This window comes from Alteromonas sp. RKMC-009 (genome assembly GCF_003584565.2).
Taxonomy (GTDB): Bacteria; Pseudomonadota; Gammaproteobacteria; order Enterobacterales; family Alteromonadaceae; genus Alteromonas.
In genome coordinates this window covers 1050503-1070661 of record NZ_CP031010.1, presented here as the reverse complement: position 1 = coordinate 1070661, position 20159 = coordinate 1050503, and the positions used below count along the sequence as shown (strand labels likewise).

16 protein-coding genes are annotated in these 20159 nt (G+C 49.4%); 5 read left to right on the top strand and 11 right to left on the bottom strand.

Annotated features, from left to right (window positions below):
- Positions 1-136: 136 nt before the first annotated feature.
- The 4 genes from phoU to DS731_RS04680 are packed head-to-tail and all read right to left on the bottom strand — an operon-like array spanning position 137 to position 5419.
- Positions 137-856, bottom strand: coding sequence for a phosphate signaling complex protein PhoU (gene phoU, locus DS731_RS04695; protein ID WP_119500239.1), 720 nt, complete (start codon positions 854-856; stop codon positions 137-139).
- A 12-nt stretch (positions 857-868) separates the two neighbouring features.
- Positions 869-1675, bottom strand: coding sequence for a phosphate ABC transporter ATP-binding protein PstB (gene pstB / locus DS731_RS04690; RefSeq protein WP_119500238.1), 807 nt, complete (start codon positions 1673-1675; stop codon positions 869-871).
- Positions 1676-1677: 2 nt separating this feature from the next.
- A complete protein-coding gene (gene pstA, locus DS731_RS04685) occupies positions 1678-3252 on the bottom strand; it encodes a phosphate ABC transporter permease PstA (RefSeq protein ID WP_119500237.1) in 1575 nt (524 codons plus the stop codon).
- Positions 3245-5419 carry an ABC transporter permease subunit gene (locus tag DS731_RS04680; RefSeq protein WP_119503300.1) on the bottom strand — a complete coding sequence of 725 codons (2175 nt, stop codon included), beginning with the start codon at positions 5417-5419 and terminating at the stop codon, positions 3245-3247. The genes pstA and DS731_RS04680 overlap by 8 nt, the downstream gene beginning before the upstream one ends.
- A gap of 170 nt (positions 5420-5589) precedes the next feature.
- On the opposite strand from DS731_RS04680, the gene DS731_RS04675 reads away from it, so the two are divergent.
- From DS731_RS04675 to ppx, 3 genes are all read left to right on the top strand, one after another.
- Positions 5590-6096 (top strand): glycine cleavage system protein R, encoded by a 507-nt coding sequence (locus DS731_RS04675; protein ID WP_119500236.1) that lies wholly within the window; start codon positions 5590-5592, stop codon positions 6094-6096.
- Positions 6097-6201: 105 nt separating this feature from the next.
- Positions 6202-8271 (top strand): polyphosphate kinase 1, encoded by a 2070-nt coding sequence (gene ppk1, locus DS731_RS04670; protein ID WP_119500235.1) that lies wholly within the window; start codon positions 6202-6204, stop codon positions 8269-8271.
- 6 nt (positions 8272-8277) lie between these two features.
- Entirely contained in the window at positions 8278-9813 is a 1536-nt protein-coding gene (ppx, locus tag DS731_RS04665) for an exopolyphosphatase (protein ID WP_119500234.1), read from the top strand.
- Between the two features lie 28 nt (positions 9814-9841).
- Here the strand turns inward: ppx and DS731_RS04660 are convergent, their stop codons facing one another.
- From DS731_RS04660 to tkt, 5 genes are all read right to left on the bottom strand, one after another.
- Positions 9842-11002 (bottom strand): GGDEF domain-containing protein, encoded by a 1161-nt coding sequence (locus tag DS731_RS04660; protein WP_119500233.1) that lies wholly within the window; start codon positions 11000-11002, stop codon positions 9842-9844.
- A 263-nt stretch (positions 11003-11265) separates the two neighbouring features.
- Positions 11266-12165 carry a fructose bisphosphate aldolase gene (locus DS731_RS04655; RefSeq protein WP_119500232.1) on the bottom strand — a complete coding sequence of 300 codons (900 nt, stop codon included), beginning with the start codon at positions 12163-12165 and terminating at the stop codon, positions 11266-11268.
- A 124-nt stretch (positions 12166-12289) separates the two neighbouring features.
- Positions 12290-13465 carry a phosphoglycerate kinase gene (locus DS731_RS04650; protein WP_119500231.1) on the bottom strand — a complete coding sequence of 392 codons (1176 nt, stop codon included), beginning with the start codon at positions 13463-13465 and terminating at the stop codon, positions 12290-12292.
- 31 nt (positions 13466-13496) lie between these two features.
- On the bottom strand, positions 13497-14510 hold the full coding sequence (gene epd, locus DS731_RS04645) for an erythrose-4-phosphate dehydrogenase (RefSeq protein WP_119500230.1): 1014 nt from the start codon (positions 14508-14510) through the stop codon (positions 13497-13499).
- Between the two features lie 24 nt (positions 14511-14534).
- Complete coding sequence (gene tkt, locus DS731_RS04640; protein WP_119500229.1) at positions 14535-16526, bottom strand: transketolase; 1992 nt, start codon at positions 16524-16526, stop codon at positions 14535-14537.
- 464 nt (positions 16527-16990) lie between these two features.
- Here tkt and metK point away from each other — a divergent pair, with 464 nt between their 5' ends.
- Positions 16991-18136, top strand: coding sequence for a methionine adenosyltransferase (gene metK, locus DS731_RS04635; protein WP_119500228.1), 1146 nt, complete (start codon positions 16991-16993; stop codon positions 18134-18136).
- A 192-nt stretch (positions 18137-18328) separates the two neighbouring features.
- Positions 18329-18826, top strand: coding sequence for a hypothetical protein (locus tag DS731_RS04630; RefSeq protein ID WP_119500227.1), 498 nt, complete (start codon positions 18329-18331; stop codon positions 18824-18826).
- A 24-nt stretch (positions 18827-18850) separates the two neighbouring features.
- Here the strand turns inward: DS731_RS04630 and DS731_RS04625 are convergent, their stop codons facing one another.
- Positions 18851-19540, bottom strand: a complete 690-nt coding sequence (locus DS731_RS04625; RefSeq protein WP_119500226.1) for an aspartate/glutamate racemase family protein — start codon at positions 19538-19540, stop codon at positions 18851-18853.
- A gap of 18 nt (positions 19541-19558) precedes the next feature.
- Positions 19559-20074: a hypothetical protein gene (locus DS731_RS04620; RefSeq protein ID WP_119500225.1), complete on the bottom strand. Its 516-nt coding sequence runs from the start codon at positions 20072-20074 to the stop codon at positions 19559-19561.
- Positions 20075-20159: the final 85 nt, after the last annotated feature.

The window sequence follows — 20159 nt, the reverse complement described above, 5'->3', positions numbered from 1 at the left end:
ATTCGGCTGCGGCGCATGATAACGAAATTCAATCCAATGCAATAGTGTAAATTTGCGGAATAAGTTAAATCGCAATAAAACTACGCGCGTCCGCTTATTTATACACCAAATATTTCAATTTTGTGACAGATCGCCACTAACTCAGGTGCTTTAATTTCTGTTGCATGTTCTCTAACGGTGAATGCCGCACATCAGTTCCCCGCGATAAGTAAACAACATACTCACAAATATTTTTACACCGGTCACCAATCCGTTCCAGAGAACGTAATGCCCACAGTACTTCCAGCCAGTCCTGCATATCGTCAGTACTTTTCTGCATTTCTCCGGTGGTGTATTTCAGCAACTTCTTATATTCTGCGTCAATGCGGTTATCCTGCTCATACACTTCCAGCGCAGAATTTTCATTTTGCCGCGCCAGAGCATCGAAGGTACCCCGCATCATTTGTACAACCCGGTCACCAATCAGAATCATGCTGCTTTTAATCGTTTCTGAAGCAGGCAGCTTATTTTTCGTTACCAGACGGGCTATCCGTTCTATCTCATCACCCATGCGCTCAATATCGGTAATGGCTTTCGACACCATCATCACCAGCCGTAAATCGGAAGCGGTGGGATGTCTTCTGGCTATGATGCGTAAGCACTCTTCATCAATCTGCATTTCCATGGCATTGATCTTGAGATCATTTAATATGACTTTTTCAGCCAGACCGGCATTATTCTGCTTAATCGCCCGCAGGGTATCCACCAGTTGCAGCTCGACTTCCCCTCCCATGGTAAGCACGGAATTTCTGAGGTTCTCCAGCTCAGTATTAAACTTGCCGGAGATATGGGTATTTAACGCAATCTGACGTGGCATGAATATCTCCCGTTAACCATAACGGCCTGTAATGTAATCTTCTGTCTGTTTATGTTCGGGCATGGTAAAGAGTGAATCGCTGTCAGCATATTCAATCAATTTCCCCTGATGCAGGAATGCCGTGTAATCAGACACCCGCGCAGCCTGTTGCATATTATGGGTGACAATCACAATAGTGCATCGTTTCTTCAGGCCGGCCATCAGCTCTTCAATAAACAATGTGGTCAGCGGATCCAGTGCCGATGTAGGCTCATCCAACAGCAGGATCTCCGGCTTCAATGCCAGCGCCCTTGCAATGACAAGCCGCTGCTGCTGACCACCGGACAAAATATGTGCTGATTCAAACAGCCGGTCTTTAACTTCTTCCCATAGCGCAGCCTCTTTAAGCGACTGTTCAACAGCATCATCAAGAAAACGTCTTACCCGTATTCCCTGCAAACGCAAACCATAGCAGACATTGTCATAAATGCTCATAGGGAACGGATTGGGTCGCTGAAACACCATGCCGACTTTGGTACGGAGCTGAGACACATTTTCCTTGCGGCCATTAATATCCCGGCCGCCAATGTAAATGCTGCCGTCGTAACGACAGTCAGCAACCAGATCGTTCATCCGGTTGAAAGCGCTGATAAGGGTAGATTTACCGCAACCGCTTTGTCCGATAAATGCCGTTATACGGTTCTTCGGAATGCTCATGCTGATGTCCTGCAGCACATGCTTCTGACCAAAGCGCAGATTAAGATGCTCCACCTTAATGGCCGTATCGTCATCATTCAGATGATGGACATCCAGCGTTTCATGTTCAAATAACTTCAGCATAATCAGCTCGCTAAGTACCGTTTTCTTAACCGTGCTCTGAGTAACACCGCCAGAATATTAAGAATGAGCACCACCAGCAATAACAGCAAACAGGTGGCGAACATCATGGAAGCCCCTTCTGCGTCAGTCTGGCTGTGGAAAGCACCGTCGTATATCAGTACACCCAGATGCATAAATTGCCGTTCCAGATGGAGATAGGGAAACTCGCCGTCAAAAGGTAAGTTAGGCGCAAACTTCACAGCTCCCACCAGCATCAGTGGTGCAACTTCGCCGGCAGCCCGCGCAATCGCGAGGATGACACCGGTCATGATGCCGGGCGAAGCCATGGGCAATACAGTATGCATAATGGTTTCCGCCTTCGTCGCTCCCAGGGCGTAGCTTCCCGCCCGCAATCCCCGCGGTACCCTGCGTAGCCCCTCTTCGGTAGCAACAATCACCACAGGGAGAGTAAGAATAGCCATGGTCAGCGCTGCCCAGAACAGTCCGGGCGTCCCCATAGTTGGCGAGGGTAATGTGTCTGAAAAGAACAACGAATCGATGTTACCGCCCACAATATAAACAAAGAAGCCCAGGCCGAATACGCCATAAACAATGGAAGGCACACCCGCCATGTTCGACACACTGATGCGGATGGTTGCTGTGAGGATATTATCCGGCGCATATTCATTGAGGTACACCGCGGCCAGTACACCAAATGGTGTCACAATGATGGTCATAATAAATACCATCAACACTGTGCCGAACAGCGCGGGGAACACGCCACCGGCGGTATTGGCCTGCTTGGGTGCCTGGATCAGGAACTGTCCGATATGACTCAGCGTAACCCCGATTTTACCGGCAATGCCAAGCTGACCCGGAAAAATCATTTCCTGTATGCTCGCCACCGGAATCGTAATGACTGAACCGTCAGCCATGGCAACGTGCAGTGTGTAACTGTCCCGCTCGGTTTCCAGTGCAATAATTTTGCTTTGCCACTGCCGGAAGGCATCATTCAGTTTTTCCCGCGCCGGCGCATCTGCAGCCACTCCCCGCGTATCCAGTTCAGCCAGTTTCTGGTGGATCCCTGACAACCAGCGGGTACGCAAATCATCAATGCTTTCTTCCAGACGGCTGACTTTTTCAGTGACCGTGCCGTAGGCTGACTCATCGAAAACATGCTGCCCGCCGGCAGTGATCTGTACCGGCACACCCAGTACGGACAGCCCGTCATTGAGGGTGATGTCGGCACTGTTTACCGATTCCACCAGCGTAAGCGTGCGATCTTCGTCTACAAGCGCCTGTGTACCGTGGGGATTTTGCTCCGACGAATACACCACCCAGCGCACGGTGTTATTGTTTTCCCTGTACTCACTGAAAACCTGGGCGTAAACAGACCTGGCCTCTTCCGTCTGCTCATCAATAAACGTGAGTGAATATACCGGTGCAGGCCAGAAATAAGCGACACCCCGGTAAATGATCAGGGCGAGAATACTGACAAGCGCCAGCAATAACAGCGTGGTTAAAAATGCGGTGAAGCTGATAACAAACGACTGACGCTGTGCCGGCGTCATAATGGCTTCAATTTTGGATTTAATCATGACGGGCATTGACCCGGAGTTTTTGCCGCAACAGTTCAGCCAGCGTATTCACAATGAAAGTGAAGCCGAACAGGATACAGGCAGTTAAAAATAAGATCTGATAGTGCGCGCCCTGCACGTCGGTTTCCGGCAGTTCGATGGCCAGGTTCGCGGTAAGTGCCCGCAGTCCCTCCAGCAGACTCCAGTCGGAAACCGGCGTATTCCCTGTGACCATCAGTACGATCATGGTTTCACCAAAGGCGCGGCCAAAGCCGAGCATAATCGCTGCCAGAATACCGGGCATGGCCATCTGCAAGACCACGTATTGCAATGTCTGTAACCGTGTTGCCCCGAGGGCAAAAGACGCGTGCTTAAGATAATCAGGTACCCCGCTGATTGCATCTTCAGCCAGCGAGTAGATTGTCGGGGAAATAGCCACACCGAGAGCCAGCGCAACCACGATAGTAGTTTTACCAACCGGCGTTTCAGACGATGCCGACATGGTTTCAAAACCGTCTACGCCGGCCAGGCTGAATATCCATTCCGGTGCCCATTGCATGCTGACGTAGCCCAGACAGAATACCATCAAAGGCAAAACAACCAGTTCTGTACCCTGACGCAATACATGGGGTAATTTTCGCGCTACGCGGTTTTGTACAAAAGCCGCTGCAAATAAAATCAACGGCACAACCACAAGGAAAAACGCAAAGGAAAAAAGTACCCGCTCAGCCATAGGAGCCAGCCAGATAGCGGCCACAAAGCCGATAAGCACAGAAGGCACTGCTTCCAGCAATTCCAGAGCCGGCTTCAGCCAGTGCCTGAGTGCCGCTCTGGAGAAATATGCAGAATACACCGCAGCCCCCACGGCTACAGGTATCGCAATGATAAGAGCCAGCACTGAAGCTTTCAGACTGCCGATTAATAGCGGCACCAGGCTGTATTTCGTTTCCTGATAATCTGAGCCACTGGTGGTTTGCCAGATAGTTCCGTCTTCTTGGTATCCTTCATATTGCTGAGGACTGAATAACGAGGACCAGGTGGTGATACCGGTGAGCCAGTTTACTTTCTCAACCGACACACCAGAGTCTGACCACAGATAAAGCCGCTGTCCGTACCAGCTGATATGACTTTGTGGCGTTGCATTCCTGAAACGGCTTACCACTTCACCGGTGACTCTGTTCATCAGCAACACCTGTTGTTGCTTTGTGAGCAGCGCCAGACCGTTGGTGGTTGCATGGGCAGTCACATCAGCGGGGAGCTGCTTCTCAGGCAGAGTGGTGGTCCACGTTGGATAGTAACGCATCTTACCGTCAGTATTTTGCAGCACCCAGCGGGTTAACTTCCCTTCCGGCGACGCCATCAGCACCGTGCGATCTTTTGGCAGGCTGTGCCACCAGGAAACCGGCTCTCTGGTGAATTTTTCTTCAGGAGCGCCTTTCAGGGGATATTGTCCGAGCACGCCATTTTCATAAACCAGCGTGATGCCACTGCCGGGTAAAGGCAGTACACTGGCATCAGAGGAGTAGTGATGATCCGTTATTTTCACCGGATTTCTGCGGTTTACCCAGCGGACGAATATTTGAGACGGCGTGTGAACAACGGCCACAATCCACTGCTCCCCTAATTCAATTTGCCAGCGGATGCGCCCGTCCCAGATATCCTGCGGTAGTGCAAAGCTGATCAATCCGGCCCCGATTGTTCGCGGCTCGCCGGCATTAAATTGCGGTTCAGCAGTGGGCAGAGCCAGAGACTGTACTTCAACAATCCGTACCTGACTGGAAGAGGAGACATCAGCAATGAAATGTTGTCCGGTTTCACTTACCACGCGGGTTTCATGATCGCAGGGACGAATATAGTCATGAAAAGGCTCAAAGCCTGTTTTTGTGCCGTTCAGCGCCAGCATTTTCACCCGGCATTCATCTGACCGCGTCATCAATGGCTGACCTTCCATCAGATCGCCGCTGGCCAAAACCGCCTGTCCCTGCTTTATCTGTTCCGGGCTGAGTGACGCACTGGCCACATTAACCACATCCGGACGCATAGCCAGTGGCATTGCCTGTGAAATAAGGTGAGTAATGAGCAATACCAACGTGAACAGCACCATGCCACCAAACAGTGTCACGATGAATGTCAGGCGCTTGTCTTTACGCTGCCTTTTCTTAATTTGTTTGTCCGCAGGTGACTTCATTATTGTAAAAGCAACTTTTGCCTGATTTTTCAGAAGATCAGATAGGGTTGATTGCCAATGATGTGTTATTTTAATACTTCTAATCAAGTGAAAGTTACGCAGTCTCTCTGCGCCAACCCACTCGTCAGCACCGTTGCCGGGTGCCGTCATTCAAAATAACAGGAGTGCCAATGCAACCTCTGATCATTACTATCATGGGCAAGGACAAACCCGGTCTGGTTGATGCCCTTGCCAAGTGTGTTTATCGTCACGATGCCAACTGGTTGGGCAGCAGCTTTGCTCATATGGCTGGCCTGTTTACCGGTTTCGTTGAGGTACATGTTCCCAAAGAAAAACACGATGATTTGGTATCGGCCTTAGACAGCCTGCCCGATTTAACCGTGCAGTCTGTCACTGTTGCTGAGAATTCTCAGACCTTCAGCGACACCCTGAAAGTAGAAATCATGGGTAACGATAAGCCCGGCATCGTACAGGAACTGACAAATATTCTAAACCAGTTCAACCTGAATATTGTCTCTTTTGATTCCCGTTGCGAGAGTGCCCCCAACTGGGGAAGTCTGATGTTTAAAGCTAAAGCGGTTATCGCCGTGCCGGAGTCATTCGACGACAGTGCACTGCAAACAGCGCTGGAAGGTATCGCAAACGACCTGGTTGTCGACATCAACACCAGCGTATAACGCTACGAAAATCACCTCCGGTTCCGTGCCGGAAACCCCGCCTGTCACACGGTTGTCACGGATAAGTGGCAGGCTTTGCAACTTTTGAATTGTAAAACCGTAAGTATGGAACACAACGAACTGTATTACCCCAAAGAACTTAGCTGGCTGGCCTTTAATGAAAGGGTGCTGCAGGAGGCTGCCGACAAAAATAACCCGGCAGTGGAGCGCATTCGCTTTTTGGGCATTTATTCGAACAACCTGGACGAATTTTACCGTGTCCGCGCCGCCGACGTAAAACGTCAAATAACGATTGCAGAAGACAATGGCAGTGATGATGAAGCCAACAAACTGATGGCTTTAATGGCGGAAATTCAGAAGAAAGTGGTACACCTATCCAACAAGTTCGATGAAATTCACAAAGATGTGCTGAAGGCTCTGGCCCGTTACAACATTTTCATTCTGCGAAAAGATGAGCTGAACGATTACCAGCGTGTATGGTTGCGTAACCTCTTCGTCAATAAGATTCTTCGCCACATTGCGCCTATCCTGATTGATAAAAAAACCGATCTGCTAAGCCGCCTTAATGGCACATCTGTTTATCTGTATGTGGCATTACGTCGCACAGGTAAAAATACCCGTTACGCCGTTGTTCAGGTGCCCACGTCAGAAACCTCACGGTTTATCCTGATCCCGCCGGAAAAAAGCCGTAAGAAAAAGCACATTATTTTGCTGGATGACGTCATTCAGCTTTGTCTTGAAGAAATATTCCGTGGCTTCGTGAAGTACGATTCTCTTGAAGCTTATTCCTTTAAAATGACCCGCGACTCTGAATACTCCATCAATGACGAAATTGATGAGAGCTATATGGACAAGATGTCCGAGAGTATGAAGCAACGCCTGATTGCCGAACCTGTACGTGTTATCCACGACTACTCCATGCCGGAAGACATGGTAGTGGATTTACGTAAACGCCTGAAAGTCACTAAGCTCGATACCATGCATGCTGCAGGTCATTACCGGAACTTCAAAGACTTCATCGGCTTTCCGAATGTAGGTCGTGAGTATCTGGAAAATCCTAAACTGCCGGCCATCGACACGAAGATGTTCTCAACCCACAATACCGTCTTCGATGCCATTACCGCTCACGATATTCTGCTGTACTATCCGTATCACCGCTTCCTGCATTTCACCGAGTTTTTGCGTCAGGCAGCGTTCGACCCGAGCGTAAAGTCTATTCGAATCAACATTTACCGGGTAGCAAGCAACTCGCGGATCATTAACTCACTCATTGATGCGGTAGACAACGGCAAGAAAGTAACCGTAGTCGTAGAGCTTCGTGCCCGTTTCGATGAAGAAGCCAACATTGAATGGTCCCGCCGGATGACTAACGCAGGTATCCGCGTTGTACTAGGTGTTCCTACGTTAAAAATTCACAGTAAGCTGTGTCTGGTAACCCGTGAGGAACGGGGATCGCTGGTCAATTACGCGCACTTCGGTACCGGTAACTTTAACGAGAAAACCGCCAAGATTTATACCGACTTCAGTTTGTTTACCCGCAATCAGGAACTGGCAGAAGAAGCCGCCAGTGTATTCGATCTTATCCAGTACCCGTACCGCCGCTATAAGTTCCAGCATCTGCAAATTTCGCCGCTGAACAGCCGTAATAAAATTCAGTCGCTAATCCGCCAGGAAATTCAGTATTTGAAGGAAGGCCACAAGGCCCAGATCACCTTCAAAATAAACAACCTGGTCGACAAGGAGCTGATTGACGACCTGTACCGCGCCAGCCAGGCCGGCATGAAGATTCGCGGTATTGTGCGGGGCATGTGTTCACTGGTCCCGGGTCTTCCGGGCATAAGCGAAAACATCACTATTACCAGTATCGTTGACCGTTTCCTGGAACACCCAAGGGTGATGGTATTTGAGGGTGGCGGTGACAGAAAAGTGTTTATCTCATCGGCGGACTGGATGACCCGTAACATGGACAACCGCATTGAAGTTGGTTGTCCGGTTTATGATAAACGTTTGCAACAGCAAATTGTCGATGTCCTTGAGCTGCAATTTAAAGACACGTTGAAAGCGCGGGTGATTGACAAGGAACAGACGAATAAGTACGTTCGTAGGGGTAACCGTAAAAAACTACGCTCACAGATAGAAATCTATGACTATCTTAAGCGTCTCGAAGATGAGTAACGCCATTTGAGTCCATCCGAATCCGTATTTGAAGCTGTTGAAAGCCGTGACACCACTAAGGTTGCGGCACTTGATATTGGCTCAAACAGCTTCCACCTGGTGGTTGCCCGTATTAATGCGGGCTCCGTTCAGATTCTTCACCGCCTGAAAGAAAAAGTCCGTCTGGCGGCGGGTTTAAGCGAAGACAATGTATTATCTGATGAAGCGATTGAACGTGGCCTTAAAATGCTGCAACTGGTGGCAGACAGCCTGCGGGGCTTCGAACCGGATTCGGTACGCATTGTTGCCACGCATACCCTTCGCCGTGCAGTCAATGCCCGTGCGTTTATCAATGCAGCCCGTGAAGTATTGCCCTACCCCATCGAAATTATCTCCGGTGTGGAAGAAGCCCGCTTAATTTATCAGGGCGTAGCCCATACCAATCACAGCGACGGCCGCCGTTTAGTGGCTGACATTGGCGGCGGCTCCACAGAGTTCGTTATTGGCGAAGGTTTTGACCCGCTGATTTGCCGCTCGTTACAAATGGGCTGCGTCAGTTATACCAACCGCTTCTTTGCTGACGGTGGATTAAAAGCCAAAAATTTCAACCGCGCTATTACGGCGGCGAAGCAAGAACTTGAAATGATTGAGAACCGCTACAAGCAGTTAGGCTGGTCTCAGTGTATCGGTACGTCCGGCACAATTAAAACCCTGTTCAGCCTTGCTCAGCGCGACAAATCAAACGGTCACGATGAGCCGGTGACGCTGAAAAGTTTGCGCAATCTGATGAAGTCTTTCATCGAGGCCGGCCACACCGACAAACTCACTATGCCGGAAATCAGTGATGACCGGCGTGGCGTGATAGCCGGCGGTCTGGCCATTCTTATCGGTATTTTTGAATCCCTCGGCATCGACACCCTGCAATACTCCCCGGCCGCTCTGCGGGAAGGAGTGTTGTATCAGATGGAAGATGAACTTAAACACACCGATATCCGTGAGCGGACAGCAAAGAGCCTGGCCACGCGGTACGATGTGGACACCGATCAGGCGAACATGGTGCTTACCACTACCCTGAGTCTTTTTGACCAGGCGTCCGGTGACTGGAAATTCAAAAACAAAGATTTCCGCGCCATGCTCGGATGGGCAGCCCTGTTACACGAAGTTGGTTTACAAATAAACTCCCGTGGTGTGCAGCGGCACTCGGCTTACATTTTAGCGAATGTGGATATGCCCGGCTTCACTCAGGAGCAACAGGACTTACTGGCCACACTGGTTCGTTTTCACCGTAAGAAAATTAAAGTGGCTGAGATCCCTGAGTTTCAACTGTTTGACAGTAATGCCGTGAAACGGGCCATTTGTCTTATTCGTCTGGGCGCATTACTGAACATCAAACGTCAGGAAGCGTTTCTGCCGGAAATGAAAGTGAATGCATCCAAGCATGCGCTGACGCTTACGTTTCCCGCCGGATGGCTGGAAACCAAACCCATCATGTCTGCGGATCTTCAGCAAGAAATCCTCTACTGGAAAACACTGGAACTGGAGTTAGTGATTCAGGAAAACTGAGTAATGCAGAGTTGTTTATAAGCCAGATTCAGCTCTGTGCCCGTTTTACCTGATCGCGGCCTGATGCCTTGGCTCTGTAAAGGGCTTCATCAGCGTAGCGGATGCCTTCAAATATAGTTTCATCTTTACCAATTTCGGCCACACCGAATGATGCTGTAAGATTAATGGATGCTTTTTCCAGTTGTATTTCGCTGCTGCGGACCTGTTCACAAAGCCGTTCAGCCAGCGTACTGGCCTCCATCAGCTTGCTGTTTGGAAGCAGGATCAAAAACTCTTCGCCCCCCATACGAATCATGGTATCGCCATCCCGCAGAGATGTTTCCACAATTTCAGTAAATCGCCTCAGGGCAATATCTCCCATGGGATGGCCGAACTTGTCATTCACAGCTTTGAAATAATCAATGTCGCAGGCCACCAGGGACAGGGGCTGGTTATGCCGGCGTGTATGAGACAGCATTTTCGGTGCTTCTTTGTAGAGAAAGTGGCGATTTTTCGTGCCTGTCAAAGCATCAATATACACCTGGGTGCTGAGCCGCTGAAATAAAGATTGCATCAGACTGGTGGGAAAGCCCAGCATGAACAGAATAGTCAGAAAAAAGATCGCGACAAACGCCACATTGGTACTGACTGACTCCCCTTCTTCCAGCATGGAGAGATAAACCGGCACCCCGAAAACGACGCCCACAGTAGTAATAGCGACCACGACGAAAATCATTTCATCGCCGCCCTTATTTTGCGGAATATGCCGGTAAATGAGCTTCAGCGCCATTCCCAGCGGTACCAGCACACATGCGGAGACGATGAGTTCTCTGATAAGCACCTGGTCATTGACCAGATAAAAATACAAAGACACGGCTTCACACAAGACCAGGTGACACACTATGCCGGCAGCTTCCAGTGGCCTGAGAGGTAATCCGTAGCGCCGCATTACCACCATCAGCAACATATACATCGCCAGTAAAATACACAGGTTCAGGGTGGCCGCGCTGGCCAGAGGATAGCCCAGCGGTTCCAGACAAATAGCCAGAAATGCAAACCAGACTGAAATGAGGAATAGCCGGCCAAAAACCGGCGATTGCGCTTTATAGCGGTGATTAGGCACAGGCAGGGCGAAAGTAAACACAACACCTACCGTTACCAGCAAACTGAGAATGCCAATTAAAAAATAGATGTGTTCTGTATTGCTCACTACAACGGATCCCTTTTATTGGCGAAGTATTCCGGCGCATGCCTTCGCGCCGCTTTGTTGGAGTTTTAGCCAATGTGAAACCATAGTCCAGCCGGCTTCAATCTGTCAATTTCGTAGCATGAAATGCTTAATAAACTACACTCAGACAGGATATAAATTAGAATCTACTAATAAAGTATAAAGCAGAACTTAAAGACAGCAAAGTGTGTGAGGAAAAAGAAAGCAAACCGGTAAGCAGGATCTTACCGGTTTGTTGATATGAATTAAGATTTTGACGCCTGATAGATAGACTCAATGGCAGCATCCAGCGTACTGTCGAACTCTTCCTGCGACTGCTGAGCACTGACGCCCTCAGTTAATGCACGGGAGAACGAGGCGATGATACCCGGGTTTTCTGCCAGTTTTGCATTCGCTTCATCACGGGTATAACCCCCTGACAATGCCACAACTTTAATCACTTTAGGATGATCAACCAGTTCTTTGTAGAAGTTATCCTGAGTTGGCAACGTGAGTTTCAGCATCACTTCCTGGCCTTCATTCAGCAGATTAAGCTGCGTCATGATTTCCAGCTTAAGCAATGCTTCGGCTTCCGCCTTCTCCGGGCTGTTGATATCTACTTCCGGTTCGATGATAGGCACCAGACCTGCAGCCAGGATTTGCTTACCCACCTCAAACTGTTGCGCAACGATGGCTTTGATACCTTCATGATTAGCCAGCTTGACCACTGAACGCATCTTGGTACCGAATACGTCCTGCGCCACGGCTTTAGCAAGCAGGGTATCCAGGGTAGGAATAGGCTTCATCAGCTGAACACCATTCGCCTCATCCTCAAGTCCCTTGTCTACCTTGAGGAAAGGAACCACACGCTTTTTCTCCCACAGGAATTTTGCCGAAGGCATGCCTTCGATATCCCTGTCGAGGGTGTTTTCAAACAGAATGGCACCCAGAACGCGTTCACCACTGAACACATCGCTGGTAATAATGCGGGTTCGCATGGCATGTACCATGTCGAACATTTCTTCGTCTGTGCTGTAAGCAGACGGATCGATCCCATAAAGTTTCAGAGCTTTAGGTGTACTGCCTCCGCTTTGATCGAGGGCTGCAATGAAACCTTTTTGGACTTTAATTTTATCCAGCATAGCCTGCTGCGCTTGTGATGCCATGAGCAACACTCCTTTTTATGTGCCGCGTGTAAAGACGGCTGTAGGGTTTATAATAATGCCGGCAAACGTCACTGTTCGCCGGACAAGTTGAGTAACGAATTTCGTTACACGAGCGCTGTTTTTATTATTGGTTTTTTTCTTCTAAAACAGCGACCGCTGGCAGGGTTTTACCTTCCAGGAACTCAAGGAAAGCACCACCGCCGGTAGAGATGTAAGATATCTTATCTGCGATATCATACTTATCTACTGCAGCTAACGTGTCACCGCCACCTGCAATAGAGAATGCGTCACTGTCTGCAATAGCCTGTGCTAACGCTTTTGTGCCAGCGGCGAATTGATCAAATTCAAATACGCCTACAGGACCGTTCCAGACAATTGTGCCCGCATTTTTCAAAATTGTTTCTAACGCCGCCGACGAATCAGGACCGATATCGAACACCATGTCGTCGTCGCCGATTTGATCCACCGCCTTTAATGTGGCCGGCGTGGTTTCAGAGAACTCAGTACCGGTGACCACATCGGTAGGTACCGGAATATCACCGCCGTTTGCCTGCGCCTGTGCAATGAGCTCTTTCGCTTCATCAACCAGGTCCATTTCAACCAGTGATTTGCCCACATTGTGGCCCTGAGCAGCAATGAACGTATTGGCGATACCACCACCAACAATAAGCTGGTCCACTTTCTCTGCCAGCGTTTTCAGCACGGTAAGTTTGGTAGAAACCTTTGAACCACCCACAATAGCAACCATCGGACGCTTAGGATTATCTAATGCTTTACCCAGTGCATCCAGTTCAGCTGCAAGCAGCGGGCCAGCACATGCTTTTGGCGCAAATTTTGCGACACCATGTGTCGACGCCTGAGCACGGTGAGCTGTACCGAAGGCATCCATGACAAAGATGTCGCACAGCGCAGCGTATTGTTTTGACAGGGTTTCGTCGTCTTTCTTTTCGCCTTTATTAAAACGAACGTTTTCCAGAATAACCAGTTCGCCCGGCTTCACGTCAACACCGTTCAGATAGTCTTTGACCAGCGACACTGACACGTCCAGTGCACCATTTAAGTAATCCACGACTGGTTGCAGTGAATATTCTTCTTCGTATTTGCCTTCTTCAGGACGACCCAGGTGAGACATCACCATTACCGCTGCGCCGGCTTCCAGAGCAGCTTTGATTGTAGGGATAGATGCTTTGATACGCGCATCTGACGTGACTTTACCGTCTTTTACCGGTACGTTGAGATCCTGACGGATCAACACGCGCTGACCGTTCAGCGCCAAATCCTGCATGCTTGGAATTGCCATAGTTTTCCCTTAAAAACTGAAGTTAATTTCCTCAACACCCCGACTGGTACATGGCCAGCGTGGTATCAATCATTCGATTTGCAAAACCCCATTCATTGTCACACCACACCAGCGTTTTCACCAGCTGACGGTGACTTACACGGGTTTGCGTTCCGTCAACAATGCATGAATGAGGATCGTGATTAAAATCTACTGAGACTAACGGCGCTTCCGAATAACCCAATATACCGGAAAGTCGCCCTTCGCGCGCTTTTTTCAGTGCGTTGTTCACATCAGTGATGTTCACTTCTGTGTCCAGCGTGACACTTAAATCCATGGCCGTCACATTGACTGTGGGTACCCGCACCGCAATGGCTTCAAACTTACCTGCAAACTTTGGCAGAATACGTTCGATGCCGGCGGCTAACCGGGTGTCGACAGGAATGATAGACTGACTCGCAGCTCTGGCACGACGGAGATCTTTGTTATAAGCATCAATCACCTGCTGATCATGCATTGACGCATGTATGGTAGTGATTGTGCCGCTTAATACGCCGAAAGCATTATCCAGCGCCTGGATGACAGGAACAATACAGTTCGTGGTGCACGAGCCGTTAGATACCAGTTTGTGTTCAGGTAACAACGATTCTTCGTTGGTGCCAAAAATGATGGTGTTGTCTAAATCGGTGCTGCCGGGCTGTGAAAAGAGCACTTTGCCGGCACCGGCATCAAGATGGGCCTGACCGGCCTGCCGGTCAGAAAATACACCGGTACATTCGAGCACAATATCCACCCCCAGAGTGTCCCAGGGGAGGTTGTGAATATCTGGTTCAGCCAACAGGCGGATACTGTCACCCGCCACCATTAACTGTTCGTCTTGTAGCGCCACATCAAACCCGAACCGACCATGCGTGGTGTCGTATTTGAGCAGATGGGCTATGCCTTGAGGTTCTGCCAGGTCGTTAATCGCAACTACTTTAATCAATTGATTGCGCCCTGTTTCATACAGGGCGCGCAGTACGTTACGACCAATGCGGCCAAACCCATTTATGGCTACATGGACCATAAAAAACCGCCTGTTGTCGAACTATTATAAAGACAACGCTGCCTCAACAACGGCATCTGTTGTAATGCCGAAGTGTTTGAACAGTTCTCCTGCCGGACCGGATTCACCAAAGGTGTCCATGCCCACAATTGCGCCGCCGAAACCTGTGTATTTATACCAGGAATCTTTCGCTAATGCTTCAACTGCAACACGCTTAGTAACACTTGAAGGCAGAACAGCTTCACGATATTCAGCATCCTGACGGTCAAACGCATCAGTACAAGGCATAGAAACCACACGGGCTTTAACACCCTTCTCAGCCAGTTGCTCGCTGGCAGCGACAGCCAGTTGCACTTCAGAGCCGGTGCCGATCAGCAGTACATCCGGTGTACCTTCAGTATCCTTAAGGATATAACCACCTTTAGCGATGTCAGCAACCTGCTCAGCAGAGCGTGCTTGCTGCGGTAAACCCTGACGGGTAAAAATTAAGGTGGTAGGACCTTCGGTGCGTAAAATTGCTTCTTTCCAGGCAACCGCAGACTCAACCTGGTCACAAGGCCGCCAGTTGTCAAGGTTAGGCGTAGAGCGTAATGCCACCAGTTGCTCAACCGGCTGGTGCGTAGGACCATCTTCACCCAGACCAATAGAATCGTGGGTATAGACAAAGATAGACGGCGCTTTCATCAGCGCGGCCATTCGCACTGCGTTGCGTGCATATTCCATAAACATCAGGAAGGTCGCGCCGTACGCTTTAAAGCCGCCGTGCAGGGTAATGCCGTTCATCATTGCCGACATACCGAACTCACGTACACCGTAATAGATGTAGTTACCGGATGCGTCTTTCTCATCAACACCTTTTGAGCCTGACCAGATTGTCAGGTTAGAACCGGCAAGGTCAGCAGAACCGCCCAGCAATTCCGGCAGTAACGGACCATATGCATTCAGTGCATTCTGCGATGCTTTACGGGTTGCCGGGGCATCAGGATTAGCTTGCAGTTTTGCAATGTAAGCATCCGCTTTTTCAACGAAGTCAGCCGGAACATCACCGTTTACGCGGCGGCTGAATTCTGCTGCCAGTTCAGGGAACGCTTTTTCATAGGCTGCAAACGCTTCGTTCCAGCTCGCTTCTGCCGCACTGCCCTTTTCTTTACCATCCCACTCAGCGTAAATATCCTGTGGTACTTCGAAGGCACCGTGGGTCCAGCCAAGTTCTTTGCGGGTTAATGCAATTTCGTCATCACCCAGCGGGGCGCCGTGACAATCTTCTTTGCCCTGCTTGTTAGGGGAACCAAAACCGATAATGGTTTTGCAGCAGATAAGTGTAGGCTGTGTGGTATTCGCGCGGGCTTCATCAACCGCTTTACGGATTTGATCAGGGTTGTGACCATCAACTCCGGCAATGACATGCCAGCCGTATGATTCGAAACGCTTCACAGTATCGTCGGTGAACCATCCTTCCACTTCGCCGTCGATAGAGATGCCGTTGTCATCGTAGAACGCCACCAGCTTGCCAAGACCTAAAGTGCCGGCTAATGAGCAAACTTCATGAGAAATACCTTCCATCAGACAGCCGTCACCCAGGAACGTGTAGGTGTAATGGTCGACGATATCGTGGCCGTCCTGATTAAACTGTGCAGCCAGCACTTTCTCTGCCAGCGCCATACCTACGGCGTTGCTGATCCCTTGTCCCAGCGGGCCGGTGGTGGTTTCAACACCCGGCGCATAGCCATATTCAGGGTGACCAGGGGTTTTAGAATGTAACTGACGGAAATTTTTCAGCTCTTCTAACGGCAGATCGTAACCCGTAAGATGCAGCAATGAATAAAGCAGCATAGAGCCGTGACCGTTTGAAAGCACAAAACGGTCGCGGTTCGCCCAGTTAGGATTAGACGGGTTATGAGAAAGATAATCGCACCACAAAACCTGCGCGATATCCGCCATACCCATAGGGGCGCCCGGGTGGCCTGATTTGGCTTGCTGAACTGCATCCATGCTTAGTGCGCGGATAGCGTTGGCAAGTTCACGACGAGTTGGCATGCTAACTCCTTTAATAATTTGCTTAAAACTTTGACACTGACAACCCGGACATTAATCCGGAAACGGATAGGAATTCCTGCTGCCGACTATGAATTTTCAAACTGGCGACTATTCTTACCTAAGCGCATAACCAGTTCAATGTGTTTTATACCGGGTGCACTTATCGAATTTAGTTAACTTATAACAATTATTCGGATAGTCGTTGCGCAAAACAGGTTCTCTGCTGACAGAAATCGTTTTTCGTCTTACTCACGTAATAACGAACCGGACTGTCAACGAAACGTAACAAATAGACTTTTAGACGTCCAGAAGTAAAGATGGTATTTTTACACGAACCCGGTACAATGCTGTTCATCGTCCGGGACGACAGAATATACCCGGGGGCGAACGAATATACCCAACCAGCCAGTCACTTAAGCTTATGATAGTGATGTATTGGTTAACCCAGAAATAACGGAGGATTTATGGCCGCACATTTATTCACATCGGAATCAGTCTCAGAAGGACATCCGGATAAAATTGCCGACCAGATTTCAGATGCTGTGCTTGACGCCATATTAGAACAGGATCCCAAAGCACGGGTTGCCTGCGAAACGTATGTAAAAACCGGTATGGTACTGGTAGGTGGTGAGATCACCACATCCGCCTGGGTCGATATTGAAGAATTGACCCGTCAGACGGTAAAAGAAATTGGTTACAACCACTCAGATGTAGGCTTTGATGCTGACTCCTGTGCTGTGCTGAATGCGATTGGTAAGCAATCTCCTGACATTAATCAGGGTGTTGACCGTGCCCGCCCTGAAGAACAGGGTGCCGGTGACCAGGGTCTGATGTTCGGCTATGCCAGTGACGAAACTGACGTATTAATGCCGGCACCGATCACCTACGCACACCGCCTGGTACAAAAGCAGGCTGAAGTCAGAAAATCCGGCCAGCTCGATTTCCTGCGCCCTGATGCGAAAAGTCAGGTGACTTTTATTTATGAGAACGACAAGCCGGTGGGTATTGATGCCGTTGTTCTGTCTACTCAGCACAATGAAAAGGTCACCACAGAGCAACTTCGCGAAGCCGTTATGGAAGAAGTGATTAAGCCTGTACTGCCTTCGGAATGGCTGACCAAAAATACTCAATTCCACATTAACCCGACTGGTCGTTTTGTAATTGGCGGCCCAATGGGTGACTGTGGTCTGACTGGCCGTAAAATTATCGTAGATACCTACGGCGGTATGGCCCGTCACGGTGGTGGTGCATTCTCCGGCAAAGATCCGTCAAAAGTAGACCGCTCGGCGGCATATGCAGGTCGTTATGTGGCGAAGAATATCGTTGCAGCCGGTCTGGCGAAGCGTTGTGAAATTCAGGTGTCTTACGCTATCGGTGTAGCAGAGCCAACATCTATCAGTATTGAAACGTTTGGTACAGGCGTGGTTGATGAGAAAACACTGGTGGCACTGGTACGTGAACACTTTGACTTACGTCCTTACGGCCTGATCAAGATGCTTGATCTGGAACGTCCGATTTACCGTCCGACGGCTGCTTACGGTCACTTCGGCCGTGATGAATTCCCGTGGGAAGCCACTGACAAAGCAGAAGCGCTTAAAGCCTCTGTATAAAAACAAAGATAAAAGGAAAGCGGCATGTGGGAACATGCCGCTTTTTTTATTTAAATTATTTTAAAAATAATTACATTTTCCCACTGGGATAATCATCCAAACCAACTACACTTAAGTATAAATCGCATTGCCTGCCCGATAATCAATCCCTAACTGAGCTGCAGACTCAGGCACACACATAGGAACCATGCCATGAAATGCTTCTGGCTAGTGAGTTGTCTGACTTTATTAAGTACGCTGTGTCATGCAGGCGACAGTGTACTTTCTGCTACGAAAAAAAGTCAGCCGGTATACGTTGCCTCCCCCTATCAGTCTGAAATTTCATTTCGCAGTCAGCGCCTGCCAGCCTGGCGATTTGGGGTGCGCTACAACCGCGAGCTGCCTTATCACGACCAGTGGGTTGACAAGATTAGTACGTATCACTCCGTAGACTCCGTGAGGGTCTCGGCCAGCCGCTCCCTGGTAAAAGACTCCAGTCAACGCGTTTTCGCAGCTCTGCAAACCAGTAACGATCAACAGGCCGCCTATTCTGACTGGCTTTATCTGCCTTACAATGCAGGCACCGCCGCCAGCGTCGGCTGGCAAATCGGAGAATTAAATTCGGTGAAAATGGCAGTGGAGTACCAGTATAGGGAAGTGAGTGATAAAGACATCAATTCATTGTTGCTCGGCGTGCAGTACTATTTCTGACCCTTACTCAGACAACGGCCTGCGTTACCCCAGCATAAAATCCACAATGCTTTCGCAATGAATTTCCGTGGTGTCCAGTACCGGAATACTGACATCTCCGGACTTTATCAACATACCAATTTCCGTGCAGCCGAGAATGACAGCCTGCGCACCGTCTGCTGCCATTTGCTCAATGATTTGCTGATAAATCTCTTTTGAGGATGCCCGTGTTTCGCCTTTGCACAGTTCATTATAAATAATGTCATGAATGACCTGCCGGCCGGCCATATCCGGTGTCAGGACAGTGATCCCATACCCTTGCAGCCGTTCAGTATAGAATGCTTGCTCCATGGTGAACCGGGTGCCTGTCAGGGCTGCTTTATTTATGCCCCCGCGCTCGCACACACTGGCTGTCGCATCAGCAATATGGAGTAAGGGTATGTTCAGGGCCTTTTCTACTTCAGGAGCGACTTTGTGCATCGTATTAGTCGCAATAGCAACGCCGTCTGCGCCGCCGACTTCCAGTTGTTTTGCAGCCTGAACCATCGCCCGGGTAAGTGCATCCCAGTTATTTTCATGCTGCCACTGGCTAATCTCTGCGAAATCCACGCTGTTCAGTAATATGCGTGCACTGTGCAGCCCGCCCAGACGTTGTTTCACATAGCTGTTAATCAGGCGGTAATACATTGCCGATGATTCCCAGCTCATGCCACCGATAATACCAATCTGCTTCATTGAAGTTCCCTGTACGTACTATCTTGCCAGTGCCGGCATCGGCATGGATGCTGTAGTCATGAAGGTTTGCTGGATGAGCTCCGCATCTACACTGGCACGATGGCGTTTAACACACTGCTGATTGACCAGAGTCTGCTTCACTTCATGCCAGTGTTGCATCTGGTTTTCAGATAACAGGTATTCCAGCGCTGTCAGCTTAAAGTCCATTTCTATGCCGGCTTCTGCGTAGAGTTTGATCAGCCAGGGATAATCCACCACCCAGCCGTCTGAATAGGCGGTGCTGTTTTGCATGAAGGCATTGAGCTGAATGCACACTTCCCTGCCGTCAATGCCGTATCGGGAAAGCACATCGCGGGTAATACCGTGTAGAGATTCGGCCTCGCTGTTCCAGTGCGTCCAGCGCTGATAGGGCTTTATCAGACGACAAAAGCGCGCACCATCAGAACGCTTCACACCGATTTCGATGGGAAAACTGTCGCTGCCGAACCCGCTGGCTTCGACATCCAAAATGGTAGGAGGATAATGATTTTGCACGCTAATTTTGATTTATTCGTTATACGTTAAAACTAAGTCTCTAACCTGAAAGGTGCAAGTTTTTATTCTGATAAATTCCACCATC